17 protein-coding genes are annotated in these 19730 nt (G+C 66.8%); 10 read left to right on the forward strand and 7 right to left on the reverse strand.

Translation table 11 applies throughout. The features are described from left to right. Nucleotides 1–63: 63 nt before the first annotated feature. Complete coding sequence (locus tag G453_RS0119680) at nt 64–870, reverse strand: 2-amino-3,7-dideoxy-D-threo-hept-6-ulosonate synthase (protein ID WP_027192404.1); 807 nt, start codon at nt 868–870, stop codon at nt 64–66. Nucleotides 871–1171: 301 nt separating this feature from the next. Here G453_RS0119680 and G453_RS25455 point away from each other — a divergent pair, with 301 nt between their 5' ends. The 4 genes from G453_RS25455 to G453_RS0119700 are packed head-to-tail and all read left to right on the forward strand — an operon-like array spanning nt 1172 to nt 5674. After that, nucleotides 1172–1396 (forward strand): MoaD/ThiS family protein, encoded by a 225-nt coding sequence (locus tag G453_RS25455; protein ID WP_043646489.1) that lies wholly within the window; start codon nt 1172–1174, stop codon nt 1394–1396. A 40-nt stretch (nt 1397–1436) separates the two neighbouring features. Further along, nucleotides 1437–2471 (forward strand): GTP 3',8-cyclase MoaA, encoded by a 1035-nt coding sequence (gene moaA, locus G453_RS0119690; protein ID WP_051272662.1) that lies wholly within the window; start codon nt 1437–1439, stop codon nt 2469–2471. A gap of 3 nt (nt 2472–2474) precedes the next feature. After that, on the forward strand, nt 2475–3713 hold the full coding sequence (locus tag G453_RS0119695) for a molybdopterin molybdotransferase MoeA (protein ID WP_027192406.1): 1239 nt from the start codon (nt 2475–2477) through the stop codon (nt 3711–3713). A 2-nt stretch (nt 3714–3715) separates the two neighbouring features. Beyond that, the gene (locus G453_RS0119700; RefSeq protein WP_027192407.1) at nt 3716–5674 is read left to right on the forward strand and encodes a molybdopterin biosynthesis protein; all 1959 of its coding nucleotides are present in this window, start codon (nt 3716–3718) and stop codon (nt 5672–5674) included. Between the two features lie 90 nt (nt 5675–5764). Here the strand turns inward: G453_RS0119700 and G453_RS0119705 are convergent, their stop codons facing one another. Continuing rightward, nucleotides 5765–6478 carry a DUF554 domain-containing protein gene (locus tag G453_RS0119705; protein ID WP_027192408.1) on the reverse strand — a complete coding sequence of 238 codons (714 nt, stop codon included), beginning with the start codon at nt 6476–6478 and terminating at the stop codon, nt 5765–5767. Nucleotides 6479–6800: 322 nt separating this feature from the next. Between G453_RS0119705 and G453_RS0119710 the strand changes: the two genes are divergently transcribed. Genes G453_RS0119710 through G453_RS25470 form a run of 4 tightly spaced genes read left to right on the forward strand, consistent with a single transcriptional unit; the run spans nt 6801 to nt 11726 of the window. Then, entirely contained in the window at nt 6801–9035 is a 2235-nt protein-coding gene (locus tag G453_RS0119710; RefSeq protein ID WP_027192409.1) for a vitamin B12-dependent ribonucleotide reductase, read from the forward strand. Nucleotides 9036–9048: 13 nt separating this feature from the next. After that, a complete protein-coding gene (locus tag G453_RS25460; RefSeq protein WP_084502597.1) occupies nt 9049–9828 on the forward strand; it encodes a cell division ATP-binding protein FtsE in 780 nt (259 codons plus the stop codon). Then, a complete protein-coding gene (locus G453_RS25465; protein WP_051272663.1) occupies nt 9825–10691 on the forward strand; it encodes a cell division protein FtsX in 867 nt (288 codons plus the stop codon). The genes G453_RS25460 and G453_RS25465 overlap by 4 nt, the downstream gene beginning before the upstream one ends. Nucleotides 10692–10694: 3 nt before the next feature. Further along, the gene (locus tag G453_RS25470) at nt 10695–11726 is read left to right on the forward strand and encodes a glycosyltransferase family protein (RefSeq protein ID WP_156921026.1); all 1032 of its coding nucleotides are present in this window, start codon (nt 10695–10697) and stop codon (nt 11724–11726) included. 76 nt (nt 11727–11802) lie between these two features. Here G453_RS25470 and G453_RS0119730 read toward each other — a convergent pair whose 3' ends face one another. The 5 genes from G453_RS0119730 to G453_RS26810 form a co-directional block, all read right to left on the reverse strand. Next, on the reverse strand, nt 11803–13458 hold the full coding sequence (locus tag G453_RS0119730; RefSeq protein ID WP_027192410.1) for a glycosyltransferase family protein: 1656 nt from the start codon (nt 13456–13458) through the stop codon (nt 11803–11805). Further along, nucleotides 13455–14051, reverse strand: coding sequence for a DNA-3-methyladenine glycosylase I (locus G453_RS0119735; RefSeq protein ID WP_027192411.1), 597 nt, complete (start codon nt 14049–14051; stop codon nt 13455–13457). The genes G453_RS0119730 and G453_RS0119735 overlap by 4 nt, the downstream gene beginning before the upstream one ends. Further along, a complete protein-coding gene (locus G453_RS0119740) occupies nt 14048–14308 on the reverse strand; it encodes a hypothetical protein (protein ID WP_043646492.1) in 261 nt (86 codons plus the stop codon). The genes G453_RS0119735 and G453_RS0119740 overlap by 4 nt, the downstream gene beginning before the upstream one ends. A 56-nt stretch (nt 14309–14364) precedes the next feature. Then, entirely contained in the window at nt 14365–15222 is an 858-nt protein-coding gene (locus G453_RS0119745; RefSeq protein WP_027192413.1) for a hypothetical protein, read from the reverse strand. Between the two features lie 122 nt (nt 15223–15344). Beyond that, nucleotides 15345–15743, reverse strand: a complete 399-nt coding sequence (locus G453_RS26810) for a flagellar protein FlaG (protein ID WP_051272664.1) — start codon at nt 15741–15743, stop codon at nt 15345–15347. A gap of 182 nt (nt 15744–15925) precedes the next feature. Between G453_RS26810 and ileS the strand changes: the two genes are divergently transcribed. Together ileS and G453_RS25485 are read left to right on the forward strand one after the other, a co-directional pair. Then, nucleotides 15926–19009, forward strand: a complete 3084-nt coding sequence (gene ileS / locus G453_RS25480; protein ID WP_043646495.1) for an isoleucine--tRNA ligase — start codon at nt 15926–15928, stop codon at nt 19007–19009. 121 nt (nt 19010–19130) lie between these two features. After that, complete coding sequence (locus tag G453_RS25485) at nt 19131–19730, forward strand: CvpA family protein (RefSeq protein ID WP_051272665.1); 600 nt, start codon at nt 19131–19133, stop codon at nt 19728–19730.

The raw sequence follows: 19730 nt of genomic DNA on the forward strand, positions 1-19730 counted from the left end.
AAAGGGCGCGCGCCGGACATCCGGCGCGCGCCCTTCGTTATTAAGGGGAGTGCTGTTGGCGTTCTATTCGCCCAGCCCTTCCAGGCCCTTCATGGCCTCGTCCACTTCCCAGCCGTCGTGCACGATCTTGCCCAGCGCCTGCAGAAGCCGCGTGGGGTCCTTGTGCTGGAAGATGTTGCGCCCGACCGAAAGGCCGGAGCCCCCGGCCTGCACCGAGTCGAACACCATGCGCAAAAAGTCCCTGGTGGTGGCGGTCTTGGGGCCGCCCGCGATCACCACGGGGATGCGCGCCCCGGCCACCACGGACGCGAACGACTCCGGGTCGCCCGTGTAGGGCACCTTCACCACGTCCGCGCCCAGCTCCATGCCCACGCGCGCGCAGTGCGCCACCACGTCCGGGGCGAATTCGTCCGTGATCTTGGGGCCGCGCCCGTAGACCATGGCCAGCACCGGGATGCCCAGGCGGGCGGCGTCGCGGGTGATGCGGCCTGCGTCGGCCAGCATGTCGCGCTCGGAGTCGTCGCCCAGGTTCAGGTGCAGGCTCACGGCGTCCGCGCCCAGGTACACGGCCTCTTCCACGTCGCAGACCAGGGTCTTGGCGCCGGGGAAGGGCGAAAGCACGGTGGATGCCGACAAGTGTACGATAAGCCCGATGTCGCGCCCGCGCGCCCGGTGTCCGCAGGGGACCACGCCCTTGTGCATGAGCACGGCGTTGGCCCCGCCTTCCACGATGCGGGTGACCGTGTCTCGCATGTCGGTCAGGCCCGCGATGGGGCCTACGGTGACGCCGTGGTCCAGGGGGACGATGATGGCCCGGCCCGTGTCGCGGTTGAAGATGCGTTCGATGCGGATGGTTTTGCCGATGTGCATGGTGTTCTCCTGCATCCGTTTCCCGGGGGTGGAAGCCCGCTCCCGGCATGAAAAAGGGGCCGCGAACGTCTTCGTTCGCGGCCCCGTGGAAAGGCGCTTCGTGTTGTGTTCCTACGATATGCCCGGCCACGTCCCGCGATTGCGGACGGCGTAGGAATAATAATACTGGGAAAAGTCGCGGGCAAGGTTCTTGCTCATGGAAAAGGATTTAGACATGCTGGCCCGGGCCTGTCAAGCCACAGGACCGGCCGGATATGCCGGAAAACGCAATCGGTCCAGGAGGCCGGACCCGGAGGAACGCATGATAGTCACGGTTCGTTGTCTGGCTTCGCTGTCGCGGTTGCAGCCCGATCCCCCGCACATGGACTTCCCGGAGGGGGCGGTCCTGGCGGACGTCTACCAACGGCTGGGCCTCGCGCCTGACCCGGACGTGGTGGCCATCCTGGATGGCGGTCCGGCAAACCCGCTGACACCCTTGAAAAATGGCTGCGTGATCGAGCTTGTGCCAATGGTCGAGGGAGGTTGATCCCCTTTCCTTGATGGTGTTTTTGGCATAACATGACTCCATGGAATCGCGCACTGCACTTTCTTCCCGCCTGGATTCGCCCCGGCTGGCCGACAGCTTCGGACGCGTTGTCAACTATCTGCGGGTGAGCGTCACCGACCGCTGCAACCTGCGCTGCATGTATTGCCGCCCGGTGCAGGATTTCAAGGCCATCGAGCACTCCGACATCCTCTCCTACGAGGAGTACCTGCGGATAATAAAGCTGGCCGTTCCCCTGGGGCTCAGCAAGATCCGCCTCACCGGGGGCGAGCCCCTGGCGCGCCGGGGCTTCCACCGCTTCCTGGACGAGGTGATGAAGGCTGCGCCGGGCATGGACGTGCGCCTGACCACCAACGGCACGCTGCTGGCCGGGCAGGCTAAAACGCTTGCGGGCCTTGGGCTCAAGGCCGTCAACATTTCGCTCGATTCGCTCGACCCCGAGACCTTCCACCGCATCACCGGGGCGGACCTGTTCCATCAGGCGCGCAGCTCCATCGACGAGTGCCTGGAGGCCGGAATCCGCGTCAAGGTGAACGCCGTGGCCCTCAAGGGCCTGAACGACCACGAGCTGCCCGCCTTCCTGGAACTGGCCCGCACCCACCCCCTGGACATGCGCTTCATCGAGTTCATGCCCATCGGCGGCGACACCCTGTGGGACGACACCCTGTACTGGCCCGCCTCGGACATCCTGGAGCGCGCCGGACAACTGGCCGAGCTCTCCCCGGTGGTTTACGGCGACGAGGGGCACGGCCCGGCCCGCATGTGGCAGATCGCGGGCGGCCAGGGCCGCCTGGGGGTGATCTCCGGGCTGTCCGGCCACTACTGCCTGACCTGCAACCGCCTGCGCCTGACCTGTGACGGCAGGCTGCGCCCCTGCCTGTACTCCGACACCGAGTACCGGCTGCGCCCGCTTTTGCGCTCGGAGAAGTCCAGCGACGGCAAGGTGCTGGAGGTGCTCAGGCGCGCGTTGGCGCGAAAGCCCATGGGGCACAAACTTCTGGCCGAGCGGGGCAGGCGCGGCGTGTGCGCCAAGTCCATGACCTCCATCGGGGGATGACGCGTGGAAAAGGGCTTTCTCGATCTCATTTCGTCCGACGCTTTCCGTGAACTCCTGGCGGGCTTTCCCCCGCTTGAGGCAGAGACCGTCCCGCTGGAGGCGGCGCTTGGGCGTTACCTGGCCCATGACCTGCTCTCCCCTGAGGACCTGCCGGTGTTCGCCCGCTCCAGCATGGACGGCTTCGCCGTGCGCGCCGCCGACTGCTACGGCGCCACCGAGACCAACCCCGGCTACCTTGACCTGGCTGGCGATCTGGACATCACCGCCGTGTCCGCCGAGACGCTTCGTCCCGGCTGCTGCGTGCGCGTGGTCACCGGTTCGAGCCTGCCGCCCGGTGCGGACGCCGTGGTCATGGTGGAGCAGACCCAGGATCTGGGCGCGGACACCATCGAGATCAGGAAGGCCGTGGCCCCCGGCGAGAACATGATGCAGGCCCGCGAGGACGCCGCCGCCGGGCAGGCCGTGCTGTCCGCCGGGACGCTCATCCGGCCTGCCGAGACCGGACTTCTGGCGGCGCTTGGCGTGGGCTCCGTGCCGGTGCGCAGGCGGCCCGTGGTGGCCATCCTGTCCACCGGGGACGAGCTGGTGCCGGTCTCCGGCAAGCCGCGCCCCGGCCAGATCCGCGACGCCAACGCCCCGGCCCTGGCCGCCATGTGCGTGCAGTCCGGGGCGGTTCCCTTGTGCATGGGCATCGTGCCGGACCGGGTGGAGGCCATCGCCGAGGCGCTCACGCTGGCTCTCAGCAAGGCCGATGTGGTCTTTTTGTCGGGCGGAAGCTCGGTCGGCGTGCGCGATCTGACCATCGAGGCCCTGTCCCATCTGCCGGACACCACCGTGCTGGCCCACGGGTTGACCGTGAGCCCGGGCAAGCCCACCATCCTGGCGCGCTCCGGCAACAAGGCCATCTGGGGCCTGCCGGGCCAGACCGCCTCGGCCCAGGTGGTCATGTTCGTGTTCGGTTGTCCTTTTCTCTCCCACCTCGCGGGCGACGCCCAGGCGTTTTGCAGGCCGCGCCCCGAAATCCAGGCCGTGCTCTCACGCAACGTGGCCTCGCGCCAGGGGCGCGAGGATTTCGTGCGCGTTCGCCTGGAAACAAACGGAGGCGGTTCTGCCAAGGCCGTCCCGGTGCTCGGCAAGTCCGGTTTGCTGAAAACCCTGGTTCAGGCCCAGGGCCTCATCCGTATCCCGGCCGGCCTCGAAGGCCTGGAGGCCGGCAGCACAATTCAGGTGACGCTGCTATGAACGTGAAGCGAAATATCTACCTGCGCACCATTCCCATCCCGGACGCCCTGGCCCTGGTCAAGGGCGCGCTGGAGCGCGAAAATCTCGTGGGCGTGGAGTCCGTGCCCGTGGAGGAAGCCCTGGGGCGCATCACCGCAAGGCCCGTCATGGCCCGGCTGAGCTCCCCCACCTACCACTGCGCGGCCATGGACGGCATCGCCGTCAAGGCAGAGTCCACCTACGCAGCCCGGGAAGGCAACCCCGTCACGCTGATGCCCGAAACCGATTTCGGCATGGTCAACACCGGCCAGCCCCTGCCCAAGGGCATGGACGCCGTGGTGATGATCGAGCACGTGGTGTTCGGCGAGGACGGCTCGGCCAGCCTGGAGTCTTCCGTGGCTCCCTGGACCCATGTGCGCCGCATCGGCGAGGACATCGTGGCCACGGAGCTGGTGCTGCCGCGCAGGAGAAAGCTCACGGCCTACGACCTGGGCGCGCTGCTCTCCTGCGGCGTGTGGGAGGTGGAGGTCTACGAGCGGGTGCGCATGGCGGTCATCCCCACGGGCGACGAGGTGCTGGACTACACCACCCACCCCGAGCCCGGTCCCGGACAGGTGGTGGAGTCCAACTCGGTCATGCTCTGCGCCCTGGCCCAGGGCTGGGGCCTGGACGCACGGCGCTACCCCCCGGTGCCCGACAACATGGAGAGCCTGTCGCGCGCGGTGGAGGAGGCGCTCAACTCCAAGGCGCACATCGTGGCCATCCTGGCCGGGTCGTCGGCTGGCAGCAAGGATTTCACCCGCGCCGTGATGGAGCGCTTCGGCGAGGTGGTGGTGCACGGCATCCAGGCCATGCCCGGCAAGCCCTCGCTTTTGGGCGTGGCCCAGGGCAAGCTCCTGGTGGGCGCGCCCGGCTACCCGGTGTCGGCGGTGGTCTGCTTCGAGGAGCTTCTGGCTCCGCTGGCCGCGTGGCTCACCCGCTGCGAACCGGCAAAGCGGCAGACGGTCATGGTCACCCTGGCCAAGGACGCCCCCTCCAGGCCGGGGCTCACGGAATTTCTGCGCCTGGCCGTGGGGCGCGTGGGCACGGGCTACACAGCCCTGCCGCTGTCACGCGGGGCCGGGCTCATCACCACGCTCACCAAGGCGCAGGCCGTGGCCAGGATCGCCCCGGACAAGGAGGGCATCGCGCGCGGCGAGGTGGTGGAGGCCGAACTGCTGGTCTCCCCGGAGGATCTTGAGCGCACCATGGTGGTGGTGGGCAGCCACGACATCACCCTGGACCTGCTGGCGGACGAACTCATGCGTCTGGACCCCCCCCTGCGGCTGGCCTCCAGCCACGTGGGCAGCCTGGGCGGGCTCACGGCGCTGGGGCAGGGCGCGGCGCTCATGGCCGGGACGCACCTGCTGGACACGGCCACCGGCGATTTCAACTTTTCGTTCTTGGAAAAGCATCTTCCCGGCAGGAAGCTGGCGGTCATCAACCTGGCCATCCGCCACCAGGGGTTCATCGTGCCCCCCGGCAACCCCAAGGCCATCCAGGACGTCAACAGCCTGTCGCGCCCGGACGTGGTGTTCGTGAACCGCCAGCGAGGGGCGGGCACGCGCATCCTGCTGGACTATCATCTCTCCCTTGCCGGGATCGACCCCTCCTACGTGCACGGCTACACCCAGGAGGAGATGACCCACATGGGCGTGGCGGCCAACGTGCAGAACGGCGGCGCGGACTGCGGCCTGGGGGTGTATGCGGCGGCTGCGGCCCTGAAGCTGGATTTCGTGCCCCTGGCCCGCGAGCGCTACGATCTGGTGATGGAAGAGTCCAGCCTAGAGGAGCCGCGCGTGAAAGCCCTGCTTCAGGTGATCGCCAGCGACGCCTTCAAGGCCAAGGTCGAGGCGATGGGCGGCTACGAGACCGCCTGGACGGGCCTGCGCATGCAGCCGGGCATGGGGCTGCCTCCGGCCAACGTGGACGTGGCGGGCTGAGGCTCTTCAGCAAACCGCGCGATCCGAAATTCAAAAGCGCCGCGATGCCTGTCGGGCTTCGCGGCGCGTTTTCGTCGGGTATGTCGGGAGCTACCCCAGCAAGCGGCTCCACAGGGCGGAGAGGGGCATCACCATGAACAGCGACGGGATCATGTTGGCCACCGGGAACTGCTTGATGCCGCAGATGCGAAAGCCCGTGGCCAGCATGATGAGTCCTCCGCAGGCCGAGAAGTCGGCGACCATGGTCGGGGTGGTCAGCGGCATGATGAGCGCGGCCCCGAAAAAGAGCGAGGTCTGGATGATGAACTGCGGCACCACCAGCGTGACCACCGTGTAGCCGAGCGTCGCCGCGAAGATGGCCGAGGTGAAGAGGTCCAGGATGGCCTTCACGATGAGAAGCGTCGGGTCGCCGGTCATGCCCTCGCTCATGGCCCCGAAGATGCCGGTGCCGCTCACGCAGAAGAGCACCATGATGGCCACGAACTTCTCCAGGAATTCGTCGTGGCTCAGGTCGCCGGAGGGCTTGGCGAATTTCTCGATCAGCGCGCGGGCCTTGGTGGCCAGCTTTTGGATTCCGGTCTCCAGGTGGACCAGCTCCCCGAAGATGGAACCCAGCACCAGGGCCAGCACCATGGGCGGCAGGGACTGGACCTTGACCACCATGGCCATCCCCAGCCCGAGCGAGGCGCACCCAAAGACCATGGGCATGCGCTCGCGCAGGTTGCGGCTCATGCGCGAGCCCAGGAAGGCCCCGGCCAGGCTCCCCGCGACCACCGTCGCCCCGTTCACATACGGACCAATCATACTTCCCCCTTGGTGAGCGGGCCTGTCCGTGTCCGGGCCTGCGCCGCGCTGAAGGCGCTTACTCCCCACGGGGCGGGGCGGCAAGGGGGATGTGTCGTCGGGATGCTCGGAAGCGGTCGGAAGTGGGAAGTTGTCGCAGCAAAAAATACGCACACTGAACAGGTTACAATTCCAGGGTATTTTCCCAGCCTTCGTCTCTCAAAAGGCCATCCCCGCTTCTGCTGTGTGGATTTCCGCGAGGCTTTTGGGTATGTTCGTTTGATGCGGCCTTTTGGCCGCTTCTTTCGATTTCAAGCCCGATTTCCCGCTCCAAGGAGACCTCATGCCCGCCGTGACCATACCTGCCGACCTGCCCGTGCCTCAGCTCAACCAGAACGCCAAGCTCGTGCTTTCCAAGCGCTACCTGCGCAAAGGCCCCGAGGGCGAACCCATGGAGACCGAACAGGAGCTGTTCTGGCGCGTGGCCCAGGCCATCGCCGCCCAGGAAGTGAATTACGCGAAGTCTTCCTGCACTGTCGAAGAGCTGGCGCGGACCTTCTACGACATGATGATCTCTTTCAAGTTCCTGCCCAACTCCCCCACGCTCATGAACGCGGGCACGGACCTGGGACAGCTGGCCGCCTGCTTCGTCATCCCCGTGGGCGACTCCATGGACGAGATTTTCGACGCGGTGAAGCACGCCGCGCTCATCCACAAGTCCGGCGGCGGCACCGGCTTCTCCTTCTCCCGCCTGCGCCCGGCCAGCGCCCGTGTGGGCTCCACCGGCGGCGTGGCATCCGGCCCGGTGTCCTTCATGCGCATCTTCAACACCGCCACCGAGCAGGTGAAGCAGGGCGGCACGCGCCGGGGCGCCAACATGGGCATCCTGCGCGTGGACCATCCGGACATCCTGGAGTTCATCCGCTGCAAGGAGCGCGAGGGCGACCTGAACAACTTCAACATCTCCGTGGCCCTGACCGAAGCCTTCATGCAGGCCGTGGAGGCCGACGAGCCCTACGACCTGATCGCCCCCCACACCCGGGAGGTCAAAGGCCAGCTCAAGGCGCGCGAGGTGTTCTCCATCCTGGTGCAGAAGGCCTGGGAGTCCGGCGATCCGGGCATCATTTTCCTGGACCGCATCAACCGCGACAACCCCACCCCGGCCCTGGGCGAGATCGAGTCCACAAATCCTTGCGGCGAGCAGCCCCTGCTGCCCTACGAGGCCTGCAACCTGGGCTCGATAAACCTGGCGCTCCTGGCCACGGACACCCATGAGGGCGTGGACTGGGACGAGCTCAGGCGCGTGGTGCATGTGGCCGTGCGCTTCCTGGACAACGTCATCGACGCCTCGGTCTATCCGCTGGACCGCATCACGGACATGGTGCGCTCCAACCGCAAGATCGGCCTTGGCGTCATGGGCTTCGCCGACCTCCTCTACCAATTGGACATCCCCTACGATTCCCAGGAGGGGCTGCGCCTGGCCGAAAAGGTGATGGACTTCATCCAGACCGAGTCCAAGGCCGCGTCCAAGATCCTGGCCGACGAGCGCGGGCCTTTCCCCAACTTCGAGGGCTCCACCTTCGCCAAGCGCAAGCAGGGGCCGTTCCGCAACGCCACCACCACCACCATCGCCCCCACGGGCACGCTGTCCATTCTGGCCGGGTGCTCCTCGGGCGTGGAGCCGCTGTTCGCCCTGTCGTTCGCGCGCCACGTCATGGACGGCGAGAAGCTGGTGGAATCAAACCCCTACTTCGAGGCCGCCGTGAAGGCCGCCCAGTGCCACTCGCCCAAGCTCATGGAGGAGGTGGCCGCCAAGGGGTCCATCGCGCACATCACCTACATCCCCGAGGACATCCGCCGCGTCTACGTGACCGCCATGGACATCGAGCCGGTCTGGCACCTCAAGATGCAGGCCGCCTTCCAGAAATACACCGACAACGCCGTGTCCAAGACCGTGAACCTGCCCAACTCCGCCGTGCAGGACGACATCTGGCGCATCTACTGGATGGCCTACGAACTGGGCTGCAAGGGCGTCACCGTGTACCGCGACGGCTGCAAGGCAGGGCAGGTGCTGTGCACCGGCGACGGGACCAAGGCCGACAAGCCCGACGAGCGCGCCGAGACCAAGGTGCGCCACCGCCCCGACGTCTGCTACGGCTTCACCCAGAAGGTGAAGACCGGCTACGGCGACCTGTACCTCACCGTGAACGAGGTGGACGGCAAGCCCTTCGAGGTGTTCGCCACCATCGGCAAGTCCGGCCGCTCCATCACGGCCAAGGCCGAGGCCATCGGACGCCTGGTGTCTTTGGCGCTGCGCTCCGGCGTGGACGTGGCCGACGTGGTTGGGCAGCTGAAGGGAATAGGCGGCGAGAACCCTGTGTTCCAGAAGAAGGGCCTCCTGCTCTCCGTGCCGGACGCCGTGTCCTGGGTGCTGGAGCACCGCTACCTTCAGGGCAAGGTGCTGGCCGAGGACTTCCAGTCCCTGAACGCGCCCACCTGCCCCGAATGCGCCCAGGAACTGGTGTTCGAGGAAGGCTGCTACGTGTGCAAGGCCTGCGGCTTCACCAAGTGCGGCTGATCCAGGGGACCCGATGATATCGGCCGTCCACCTGACCCACGCCTTCGGCGACCACCTCGCCCTTCGCGCCGTGAGCTTTCGCGTGCGCAAGGGCGAGTTCGCCTTCCTGACCGGGCACTCCGGCGCGGGCAAGACCACGCTGCTGCGCCTGCTGCACGGCGACGTCGCGCTCCAACGCGGCAAGGCGTCCATCGCGGGGTATGACCTGGCGGGCATCCGAAAGAGCCAGCTGCCCTATCTGCGCCGCGACGTGGCCGTGGTCTTCCAGGACTTCAAGATCCTCATGGACCGCACCGTGGAGGAGAACGTGCGCCTGCCCCTGGAGGTCAGCGGCCTCTCCTGGGACCAGATCAAGCGCCGGGTGGACTCGGTGCTGGCCTCCCTGCACCTGACCCGCATGGCCCGGCTGGAGTGCCAGAGCCTCTCCGGGGGCGAGCAGCAGCGCGTGGCCATCGCCAGGGCCATGGCCGGAGGACCCAAGGTCATCCTGGCCGACGAGCCCACCGGCAACCTGGACTGGGACATGGCCCAGCGTTTGATGGAGGTGTTCAAGGAGTTCCACGCCCACGGCGTGACCATCCTCATGGCCACCCACAACCAGGAGATCGTTCGCACCACGCCCCAGGCGCGGGTGCTGAGCCTGGAGGCGGGGTTCCTGCTCTCCGGCGGCGAGGAGGCTCCTGCCGAAGGGTACCCGGACTCGGCGCGCGATGCTGATGAACTGAGGCGCGAGGCAGGAAACGGCGAAATGTTCGAGTTCTCCATGAAGCCCCCCAGGGACGGTCAATCATGACCATGCTGGGGCGCGCCTTCGCCCGCGCCTTCATCCAGTTGGCCAGGAGCCCCGGCCTGCACGCCATGGCCGCCCTGGCCCTGGCGCTCACCTGCTTTCTGGCCGGAGCCTTCGGTCTGTTCCTCTCCAACCTGGATTCGCACCTGCGCAAGCACCAGGGGCACGCCCAGTTCCAGATCTACTGGAAACCCGGCACGGACATGGCCCAGGTGCGCCAGCAGTGGGACGCCATCCGCTCCATCTCCGGCGTGGACGAGTTCGTGGCCTTCACCCCGGACCAGGCCCTGGAGAGCCTGAAGCGTTCCATGGGCGACGGCATGGACTTCTCCTGGATGGGCGCAAGCCCCATGCCCGCCACGGCCCTGGCCTCCCTGCGGGTGGTCAGCGAGGACGCCCGCCCGGCCCGGATATTCCTGGAGCGCCTCAAAGCCCTGCCCGGCGTGGACAAGGTGCGCATAAACCCCATGCAGCTGGACGTGGCCACGGCGCTGCGCTCGCTGTCCATGCAGGCGCTGGTGCCGTTGTCCGTGTCGCTGTCCCTGGCCATCGCCATGGTGGCCTATCTGGCGGCGCGGCTGTGCCTGGAGGGCCGCCGGGCCGAGGTGGAGATCATGCGCCTCGTGGGCGCGCAGGAGTGGTTCGTGCGCCTGCCCTGGGCCGTGAGCGCGGGCTTCACCGGCCTGATTGGAGCGCTTCTGGGCCTGGGGGCGCTGTACACGCTGCAACTGGCCCTTTCAGGCGTTCTGTACGAGCCGCCCCTGTGGATCAGGCTCGGGCCTCTCCCGCTGGAGGAGGCTGGGGCCATGCTGCTCATGGCGCTGGCCATGTCCTCCCTGGGCGGCTGGCTGGCCGCCAGGGAGTAGCTTGTGCCCGGTCCCGGTGAGTCCACCCGGAATCTCGAGCATCCTGGCGGCCTGATCGCCTGGTTCGGTCGCGAATACTTCGCCGGATCGCTGCGCGCCCTGGGGCGGCGTCTGCTGGTGCATTCCCACCACAAGCCGCGCCTGTTCACCTGGGAGAACGTCCTGTCCGTGTGCGGGGAGGCTCCCCAGGTGCTGGTTCTTGGCGACCGGAGCCACCCCCCGCCGTTCCTGGGCCTGGAAAACTTCCCCTGCCTGACCGTGTTCTTCAGCGTGGACAGCCACATACACGCCTGGCATCCCCTGTATGCCCAGGCCTTCGACGCCTGCCTGGTGGCCCTGAAGGATGACCTGCCGAACTACGTCCAGGGACGCCTTGGTCCGGAGCGGCTTCTGTGGACCCCGGCCTACGCCCTGAACCCGGAGAACATGCCCTGGACCCCGGCTGAGCCGGAATGGGACGTTTTGTTCGTGGGGGCGGTGGACCCGGAGACCACGCCGGGGCGCGTCGCGTTTCTGGGAGAGCTTTCGCGCGAACTGCCCGGGCTGGAAGTCCGGCAGGGGGATTTCCTGGAGCTTTTCCCCAAGGGGAAGGTGATCCTCAACGTGGCGGAGCGGGGCGACCTGAACTACCGGGTGTTCGAGGCCCTGGCCATGGGCAAGCCGCTGCTCACGCCGCGCACCGGCAACGGGCTTCTGGACCTGTTCGAGGACGGGGTGCATCTTCTGACCTACGCGCCGGGCGACGCGGCGGACTGCGCGGCCAAGGCCCGCTGGCTGCTGGACCACCCGCAGGAGGCCGAAACCATGGGCCGCGCAGGAAAGAGGCTGGTGGACGAGAAACACAGGGCCAGACACCGCGCCGCAACGTTTTCGGCTTTCCTGGACGAACGGTTGGCCGAGGGCAACGCCGAGCGGCTCTCCCTGGCCCGGACGCTCCACGAGAGCGTGCTCAAGCCGCTGCACCTGCACTTCGCCGAGATTGCGGGCGACCCTGCCTTTGCAAGGGCCTATCTGGCCGACGCCTGCCGCCGCTGAGGGGGCATCCTCACCTCATTTCCAGTCTCGTCAGTCCATGGCGGCGAACGCCGGCCGACATCCCAAACCAGGGAAGTCAGACCGCAAGCGCCGCCCGGATGCGTCCGCGCGGGTCCTGCGCGGCCAGGATGCGCTCGAAGCTCTCGAGCTTGCCCAGGGAGCGTGCCTGCTCGCGGGCCACGCGCAGCTCCTCCAAACCCTGATCGATGCGAAAAAGCTTCAGGTCCACAAGCCCCAGCGCCAGCCCCAGGCGGAAGTCCTCGCGATTTCGAAGCGAAATCTCGGACAGATAGCCCATTCGATAGAGCTCGCTGCCGGGTACGGCGCGCAGCAGGGCCTCGGCCTTGCGCAGCACCTCCACGTCGTCCGGCGCGCATTGGAGGCTCATGTGGAAGAACTCGCTGGCCGTGGCCGGGAGGTGCATGGCCGGGTCGAAGGGGAAGCCGGGGCGGCAGTTGAGGTCGCGCCGGGCCAGGGTCTCGGCCAGGGCGGCGTAGAGCTTCGCCGGGGTCTTCGCAGGGCGAAGCGCTTCGCCTGCGGCCTTGGCGAAATCCTCGTACAGGCGCAGCGCCAGGGGATACTCCTGCTGGCGCAGGGCCAGGGCGCACAGGCAGGCCTGGAACGATGCCCCGTCGCGCGCGAAACCCTCCGAGGCGAAGCGCAGGCCCAGATGCAGGGCGTCTCGCGACTGGCCCCCCAGCGTGAGGATGGACAGGATGGAGACCAGGCAGTCCGGGTCCTCCTGGAAGCGGGCCAGCTCTCCGATGACCTCCTCCGGGGCGGCTGCCAGCAGGTTCGATTCCAGGGCGCGCCCGGCCGTCAGCCAGAACAGCCGCTCTCCTTGCGCGCCTGACGCTCCGGCCCCGGCCTGCGCGGACAGGGCCAGACGCCCCAGAGCCTGAACCCGGTGCCCGGGCTGGTGCTCGCGGCGCACACGCTCCCAACCGGCGCGGCCCAGGCGCTCCGCCTCAAGGGGGTGGCCGGTGAAGCGGCGCATGGCCTCGTCCAGTTCCAGGGCGTCGGCGTAGACCACCACTTCCTTGCCGGGCTCGAAGAGCTCATCCAGGCCGTTGTCCTGGGCCGGTTCCAGCACCAGGGCTCCGGCTCCGGCGGCTGCGAAGAGGCGCTGGTTCACCTCGCCCCGGATGGACTCGTTGGGCGCAAGCCGCGCCTTTGCGTACACCTGCTGGACAAGTCCGGGCTCGATGTCGGTCTCCAGGCGCAGGGGGAAGCGGGCCGCCAGGAACTCCGCGAACATCTGCCTGACCGGGCGGAACTCGTTGATGCGGCCCACGAAGGCCGCATTGTCCTGGCGCTCGGCGAACGGCGTCCAGGCCACGCTGCGGGCGTTCCAGGTGATCCACTCCACGGACCTGGCCGCTGTCTGGGCCGGATTTCCGGCGCGGCGCATGGGCTCGACCCAGTCCTTCTGGGTGACGGCCACGGCGTCGAACAGCGTGGAGTAGGGGGCCTGCCAGTAGGGATTCAGGTGCGGGTCCAGGCTCCAGAACACCTTGGGGCAGGGGAGTGTCTCCAGGCCCTTCAGCAGGACGCGCGGAGCCAGGCGTTCGTCCTGGAGTATCAGGTCAGGGCGCAGGCCCCGCTCCTCCAGGGCGGCGGGCAGGTCGAAGATGCCGGGCGGAGGGGTCAGCACCGCCACCTCGGCGGGGAAGGCCTCCAGCCAGGGGGCGAGGCTCGGCGAGACGTAGACCGCCAGGGGTTTGGCGTTCATGCGGGCGCTGTGAGCTGTGCGTGGCGGAAGCAGCCGTTGAGGTGGTCGTTCACCAGCCCGGAGGCCTGCATGAACGCGTAGATGATGGTGGAGCCCACGAAGGTGAACCCGGCGGCCTTGAGGGCGCGGCTTATCTCGTCGGAAAGGGGCGTTTTTGCCGGGACGTCCTGCATGCGCTCCCAGGCGTTGGCCACGGGGCGGTGGTTCACGAAGCCCCACAGGTAGTCCGAGAAGCTGCCGTGCTTTTCCAGGATGGCCAAGTAGGCCCTGGCGTTCTTCGTGGCCCCGTGGACCTTCAAGCGGTTTCGGATGATGCCGGGGTCGGCCAGCAGGCGCTGGAAATCCGCGTCGCCGTAGGCTGCCAGGGTCACGGGGTCGAAGCCTTGGAAGGCCCGGCGCATGCTTTCGCGCCGCCGGAGGATGGTCAGCCAGGACAGCCCGGCCTGGAAACCCTCCAGCAGGAGCAGTTCGAACAGGGCGCGGTCGTCTCGCAGGGGCGCGCCCCATTCGCGGTCGTGGTACTCCAGGTAGAGGGGGTCGGTTCCCGGCCAGGGGCAGCGCGCGAGGCCGTCCGCTCCCGTGACGAGGCTCATGCGCCTTCCTTGGTCAGATAGACCTCCATCTTCTCGGAGAAGAGGAACAGGCAGTCCACCATGAAGGCGTATTCGGGACACTCCTGGCGCCACAGGGCCATGATCTCCTTGAGGTCGTCGCGCGCGGCTGCCGCCTCCGCCGGGGTGTCGGCGTTGTTGATGCGGGCCAGCAGCTCCAGGTATTCGTCGGAGGTGAAGGCCGTGAGCACGGCGCGGCTCACGCGCTCCTTGTCGAGTCCGTCCCAGACGCCTTTCATGGTGGATATCCTTTGCGGTTCAGGTGTGATTCAGGTGCGATGCGGGTGAACGGACGCTACTGCTGCGCCGGGGCGTCGTTCTTGCCGTTCTTGCCGTTCCCGGACGACTTTCCGGAACTCTTGTCCTTGGCTTTGGATTTGTCCTTGGACGTATCCTTGGCTTTGGACTTGCTTTTGGGCCTGGCTTCTTCGGTGCCTGCGTCCGTGGCCGCGCCCGCATCAACCGGCGGCCCCTGGCAGATGGCCAGCTTGTCCTTGGCCATGAAGGCCACCGCGCCGGTTCCGGCCTTGGTGGCGTATTCCACCACCACGGAGGTGTCCTTCTCGTCGTAGCGCCAGGAGCGGTCCCCGCGCGGGTTGGGGGCGGCCTCCAGGGGCGTGCCGTACGTCTCCCCGAGCTTGGCCTGGAGCTGCAGGTGGTTGATCTCGCCGTCGTAGCGGGTGAGCGCCCCGGCCAGCCTGCCCTTGCAGAACACGTAGACCACCTCGCGCATGGATACGCCAAGAAGGTCCATGTTGTCGCCGGTCACGGTGTAGTAGGCCAGGTCGCCGTCTTTTTCGCGCAGGTCTGGTTCCTTCAGCACGGAAAGGGGGGAGCCCCAGGCCAGGCCGCGAAATCCGCCAGCGGTCGCCTTGGCGTCGCTCTTCTTTTTAGAGCCACCCTCTTCGGACGATTTCCTGGACTTGCCGGAGTCCTTCTTGGACTTCGGTTTGGCGTCCTGTTTGGTAGCGGAGCCGGACGCCGTCTTCTGGGCGTCGTCGGTCTTGGCCCAGGACGCCGGGACGGCGAGGCACAGGGCCAGGGCAAAGCTCAGACTCAGACACAGGGCCTGGATCAGGCGGGAGGATCGGATGAAGATGTTCATGGGCGTGGGATAAAGAATGCCCGGCCCCGCATCAAGCGGTCCGGGCATGAAAATGCGACTTTCCTGCGGATAGCCTAAAAACTGTGGTATGCAACCGCCGGGCAGGCCTCACCCCTGGAGCCGACGGCTCCGGTTGCGAGGTCTGCCACAGACGCTCTGCGGCCCCGGCCTCAGACGGCCTTGTCCATGAGCCCCTTGCTCATGCGCTTCAGGCTGTCCGAGAGCTTCAGCAGTTCATCCTGGGGAAACTTCCGGATCACCTTGTTGCTGTCGGCGTCCACCACCTCCACCTGGAGCTCGTCGGAATCGTCCAGCACCTTGAAGTGCAGGTTGACGCCCTTGTCCTTGAAGTAGTCCTGGGCCTTATTCACGAGTTTCGTCACATCGTCGCGGCCCAAGGTCTTGGGGTCGTCCTCTTGCGGCGTGTCCCGGAGTTCCTTTCGGACGTCCTGTCCGACTGCAACGGAGACGGCCTTCTCGTCTTTCTCCTTGAGCGACTGTACGGCGCGTTCCGCCGTCAGCGTCTGGAGAACGGCCTCGTGCGGCAGTTCCTGGGTCTGTACGTTCATGGCTCACCCCTCCCTGGATGAAACCTCCCAAAACAACGGGTTTCGTCTCTCCTCCTATCGGTCTTGACGCCGCGAACTTTAGGGGGAAAACCGCGCGTCGAAGATGTCCGCGCCCTTTCTTGACTTGGGCGCGCTTTTCATAAAAACTCCCCCCTCTCAATTTCGCTATCCTGGAGCCCCACGTGAAACCAGCCCCGTCGTCCGTATCCTTCCCCAAACTGGAGGAGGAGGTCCTGGCCTTCTGGAACGAGGACCGCACCTTCTGGAAGTCCCTCGACAAGACCAAGAACGGCAAGCCCTACGTCTTCTACGACGGCCCCCCCTTCGCCACGGGCCTGCCCCATTACGGCCACATCCTCACCTCCTACGTAAAAGACACCGTGCCGCGCTACCACACCATGCAGGGCCGCTTCGTGGACCGCACCTGGGGCTGGGACTGCCACGGCCTGCCCATCGAGTACGAGGTGGAGAAGAAGCTGGCCATCTCCGGCAAGGCCGAGATCCAGGAGTACGGCATCGGCAAGTTCAACGAGAAGTGCCGCGACATCGTGCTGGGCTACGCGGGCGAATGGGAAAAGGCCGTGGGCCGCATCGGACGCTGGGTTGATTTCTCGCGCCAGTACAAGACCATGGACCTGACCTTCATGGAGTCGGTGCTGTGGATCTTCTCCGAACTCTTCAAGAAAGGGCTGGTGTACGAGAGCCCGCGCGTGGTGGCCTACTGCAACCGCTGCATGACCCCGCTCTCCAACTTCGAGACCGGCCTGGACGACTCCTTCCGCGAGCGCGACGACATGGCCATCACCGTGCGCTTCCGGGAAAAGGCCGACCCCACCCGCTCCTTCCTGGCCTGGACCACCACCCCCTGGACGCTCCCCTCCAACCTGGCCCTGGCCCTGGGCCCGGACATGACCTACGTCCTGGTGGAGATCGCCCCGGACGACAAGGTGTGGATCGCCAAGGAGCGCATGGAGGCCTACAAGAAGTTCCTGCCCGAGAATCCGGTCATCCTGGAAGAGGTGAAGGGTTCCGCCCTGGTGGGGCGCAAGTACCAGCCGCTCTTCCCCTACGCCGTATCCGAGAAGACCCACGTGGTGCTGGAAGGCTCCTTCGTGGACACCTCCACGGGCACGGGCATCGTGCACATGGCCCCCGCCTTCGGTGAGGACGACTACAACCTCTGCACCGCCCAGGGCATCGACATCTTCGACCCCGTGGACCACCAGGGCAAGTTCACCGAGGCCGCCCCGGACCTCACGGGCACGGGCGTGTTCGAGTCCAACAAGGTGGTGGCGCGCAGGCTGCGCGAGGACGGCTCCCTGTTCGCCCAGGAGAACTACCGCCACAGGTATCCCCACTGCTGGCGCTGCGACCAGCCGCTCATCTACCGGGCCATCTCCAGCTGGTACGTGAAGGTGGCCGAGAACCGCGACAAGCTGCTCTCCTGCAACGAGGACATCAACTGGGTGCCCGGCCACATCGGCACCGGCCGCTTCAAGAACTGGATCGCCGACGCGCGCGACTGGTCGGTTTCCCGCAACCGCTTCTGGGGCACGCCCATCCCGGTGTGGCGCTGCGGCTCCTGCGGCCAGCTCGAGGTGCCCGGCTCCATCGCCGAGCTGGAAGCCAGGTCCGGCCAGAAGATCGAGGACCTGCACCGTCCCTTTTGCGACGAGCTCAGCTGGGCCTGCTCCAAGGACGGATGCTCCGGGGCCATGCACCGCGTGCCCGAGGTGTTCGACTGCTGGTTCGAATCCGGAGCCATGCCCTACGGACAGGCCCACTACCCCTTCGAGAAGAAGGAGTGGTTCGACGCCAACTACCCGGCCAGCTTCATCGTGGAATACATCGCCCAGACGCGCGGCTGGTTCTACACCCTGCTTGTTGAAGGGGCGCTGCTCAAGAACCAGACGCCCTTCACCAACTGCATCTGCCACGGCGTGGTGCTGGCCGAGGACGGCCGCAAGATGTCCAAGCGCCTGAAGAACTTCCCCGACCCCATGGACGTGGTCAACAAGTACGGCTCGGACGCCCTGCGCATCTACCTGCTCTCCTCGCCCGTGGTGCGCGGCCTGGACCTGCGCTTCTCCGAACGCGACGTGGAAGACGCCGTGCGCCGCTACCTGATCCCGTTCTGGAACGTGTTCCACTTCTATACGTCCTACGCGGCCCTGGCCCAGGGCTATGAGCCCAAGCGCCTGGAGACCGCCGAGCAGCTGGCCGACCGCCACCTGCTGGCCGAACTGGAAGAGCTGCGCAAGGCGGTCTCGGCCAACATCGAGGCTTACGACCTGCCCAAGTGCTACCAGGCCATCCTGGAGTTCATCGACACGCTCTCGGGCTGGTACGTGCGCCTGAACCGCCCCCGCTTCTGGACCGAGACCCTCACCGACGACGCGCGCCAGGCCTTCGACACCCTGTACACGGCGATCCTGGAGGCCTCGCGCATCTTCGCGCCCTTCATCCCCTTCGCCATGGACCACATCCACAAGCACCTGACCGGCGAGTCGGTGCATCTGGCCGACTGGCCCGTGGCCGTGCCGGGACGAGAAGACGTGAAGCTCACCGCGGAGATCGCCACGGTGCGCCGGGTGATCGAGTGCGGGCGCTCCATCCGTGAGAAGGTGCGCATCAACCTGCGCCAGCCCCTGGCCTCCATCCTGGTGGCGGGCGTGGACCCGGCCACGGTAGAGCCCTACAAGGCGCTCATCGAGGAGCAGGTGAACGTGAAGGGCGTTGAGTTCCCGGCCGGGGCGGACTCGTTCGCGGCGCGCGCCGTGCAACTGGACGCCAAGAAGCTCGGGCCTCTACTCAAGGGCGCTTTCGGGCCGACCCAGGCAGCCGTGAAGGCCGGAAACTACGAGATCGGCGCGGACGGCGCGCTCACCGCCGCTGGCACGCGTGTGGAGCAGGGCGACTTCTCCATTGTCTGGGCGGCGCTCAGCGAGGACGTGGGCGTGGCCGCCTCGCAGTCCCTGGTGGTGGGGCTCAATCTGGTGGTGACCCCGGAACTCAAGCGCGAGGGCTGCGCCAGGACGCTGAACCGCCTGATCCAGGACCAGCGCAAGAAGCTCAATCTGGCCTACGACCAGCGCGTGAAGCTCGGCATCGTGGCCGACGGCGTCTGGAAGGAAGCGCTGGACGCGCACCTGGGCTGGCTGACCGAGCAGTGCCTGGCGGTCGGCGTGGAGTGGAGCGTGGCCGCGCCGCAGATCGAGCTGTCCGACGACAACGGCACGCTGAAGATCGAAGTGATCGCCCAGTAGTAGGCAGCATCTGGGTCGCGACTTAAAGAAAACACAGCGTCGCTCCCGTCATGGGGGCGGCGCTTTTTCCGTCACGCGACCGCCTTTTGCCTCCCGCGAAAAAAACTGTTAGGCAGCCCCCGTGAACATAGCTGACTTGGCCCTGCTCATCATCTGGGGCTTCTTCTTTTTCCGGGGATACTACCGGGGCCTGGTCAAGGAGGCGGCGTCCATCCTGGCGCTGATCCTTGGGTTCAAGCTGGCCGTGGCCTACTCCCCGCAGGTGTCCCCGCACCTGACCTCGCTGGTCTCCAACCCGGCCTTCGCCGCGCCCGCAGCCTTCATCCTCATCTTCGTGGGCGTGATGATCGCCTGTTCGCTCATCGTCAGCGGACTCACGGCGCTCATGAAGCTGACCCTGATCGACTGGGCCAACAAGTTTTTCGGCGGCTTCTTCGGGCTGGCCAAGGGCGTGTTCATAACCGCCCTGGTGCTCTGGGTGTGGACGGTGCTGCTGCCCAAACCGGACTTCATGGCCTCCTCGCGTCTGGTGCCGGTGCTTGAAAAAGTCGACGCGGCCCTGTCCGAGTACATCCCGGCGGACTGGAAGCAGAAGCTGAAAACCCTGACCCCGCCCCCTGTGGTTCCCCAGAAGAAGGTCGTGGAGGAACCCAAGCCCCAGCCCAAACCGCAGGCCAAACCGCAGGCCCAGCCCTCGGAAGGCCAGCCCAAGAAAGGATAA

The organism is Fundidesulfovibrio putealis DSM 16056 (assembly GCF_000429325.1).
GTDB lineage: Bacteria > Desulfobacterota > Desulfovibrionia > Desulfovibrionales > Desulfovibrionaceae > Fundidesulfovibrio > Fundidesulfovibrio putealis.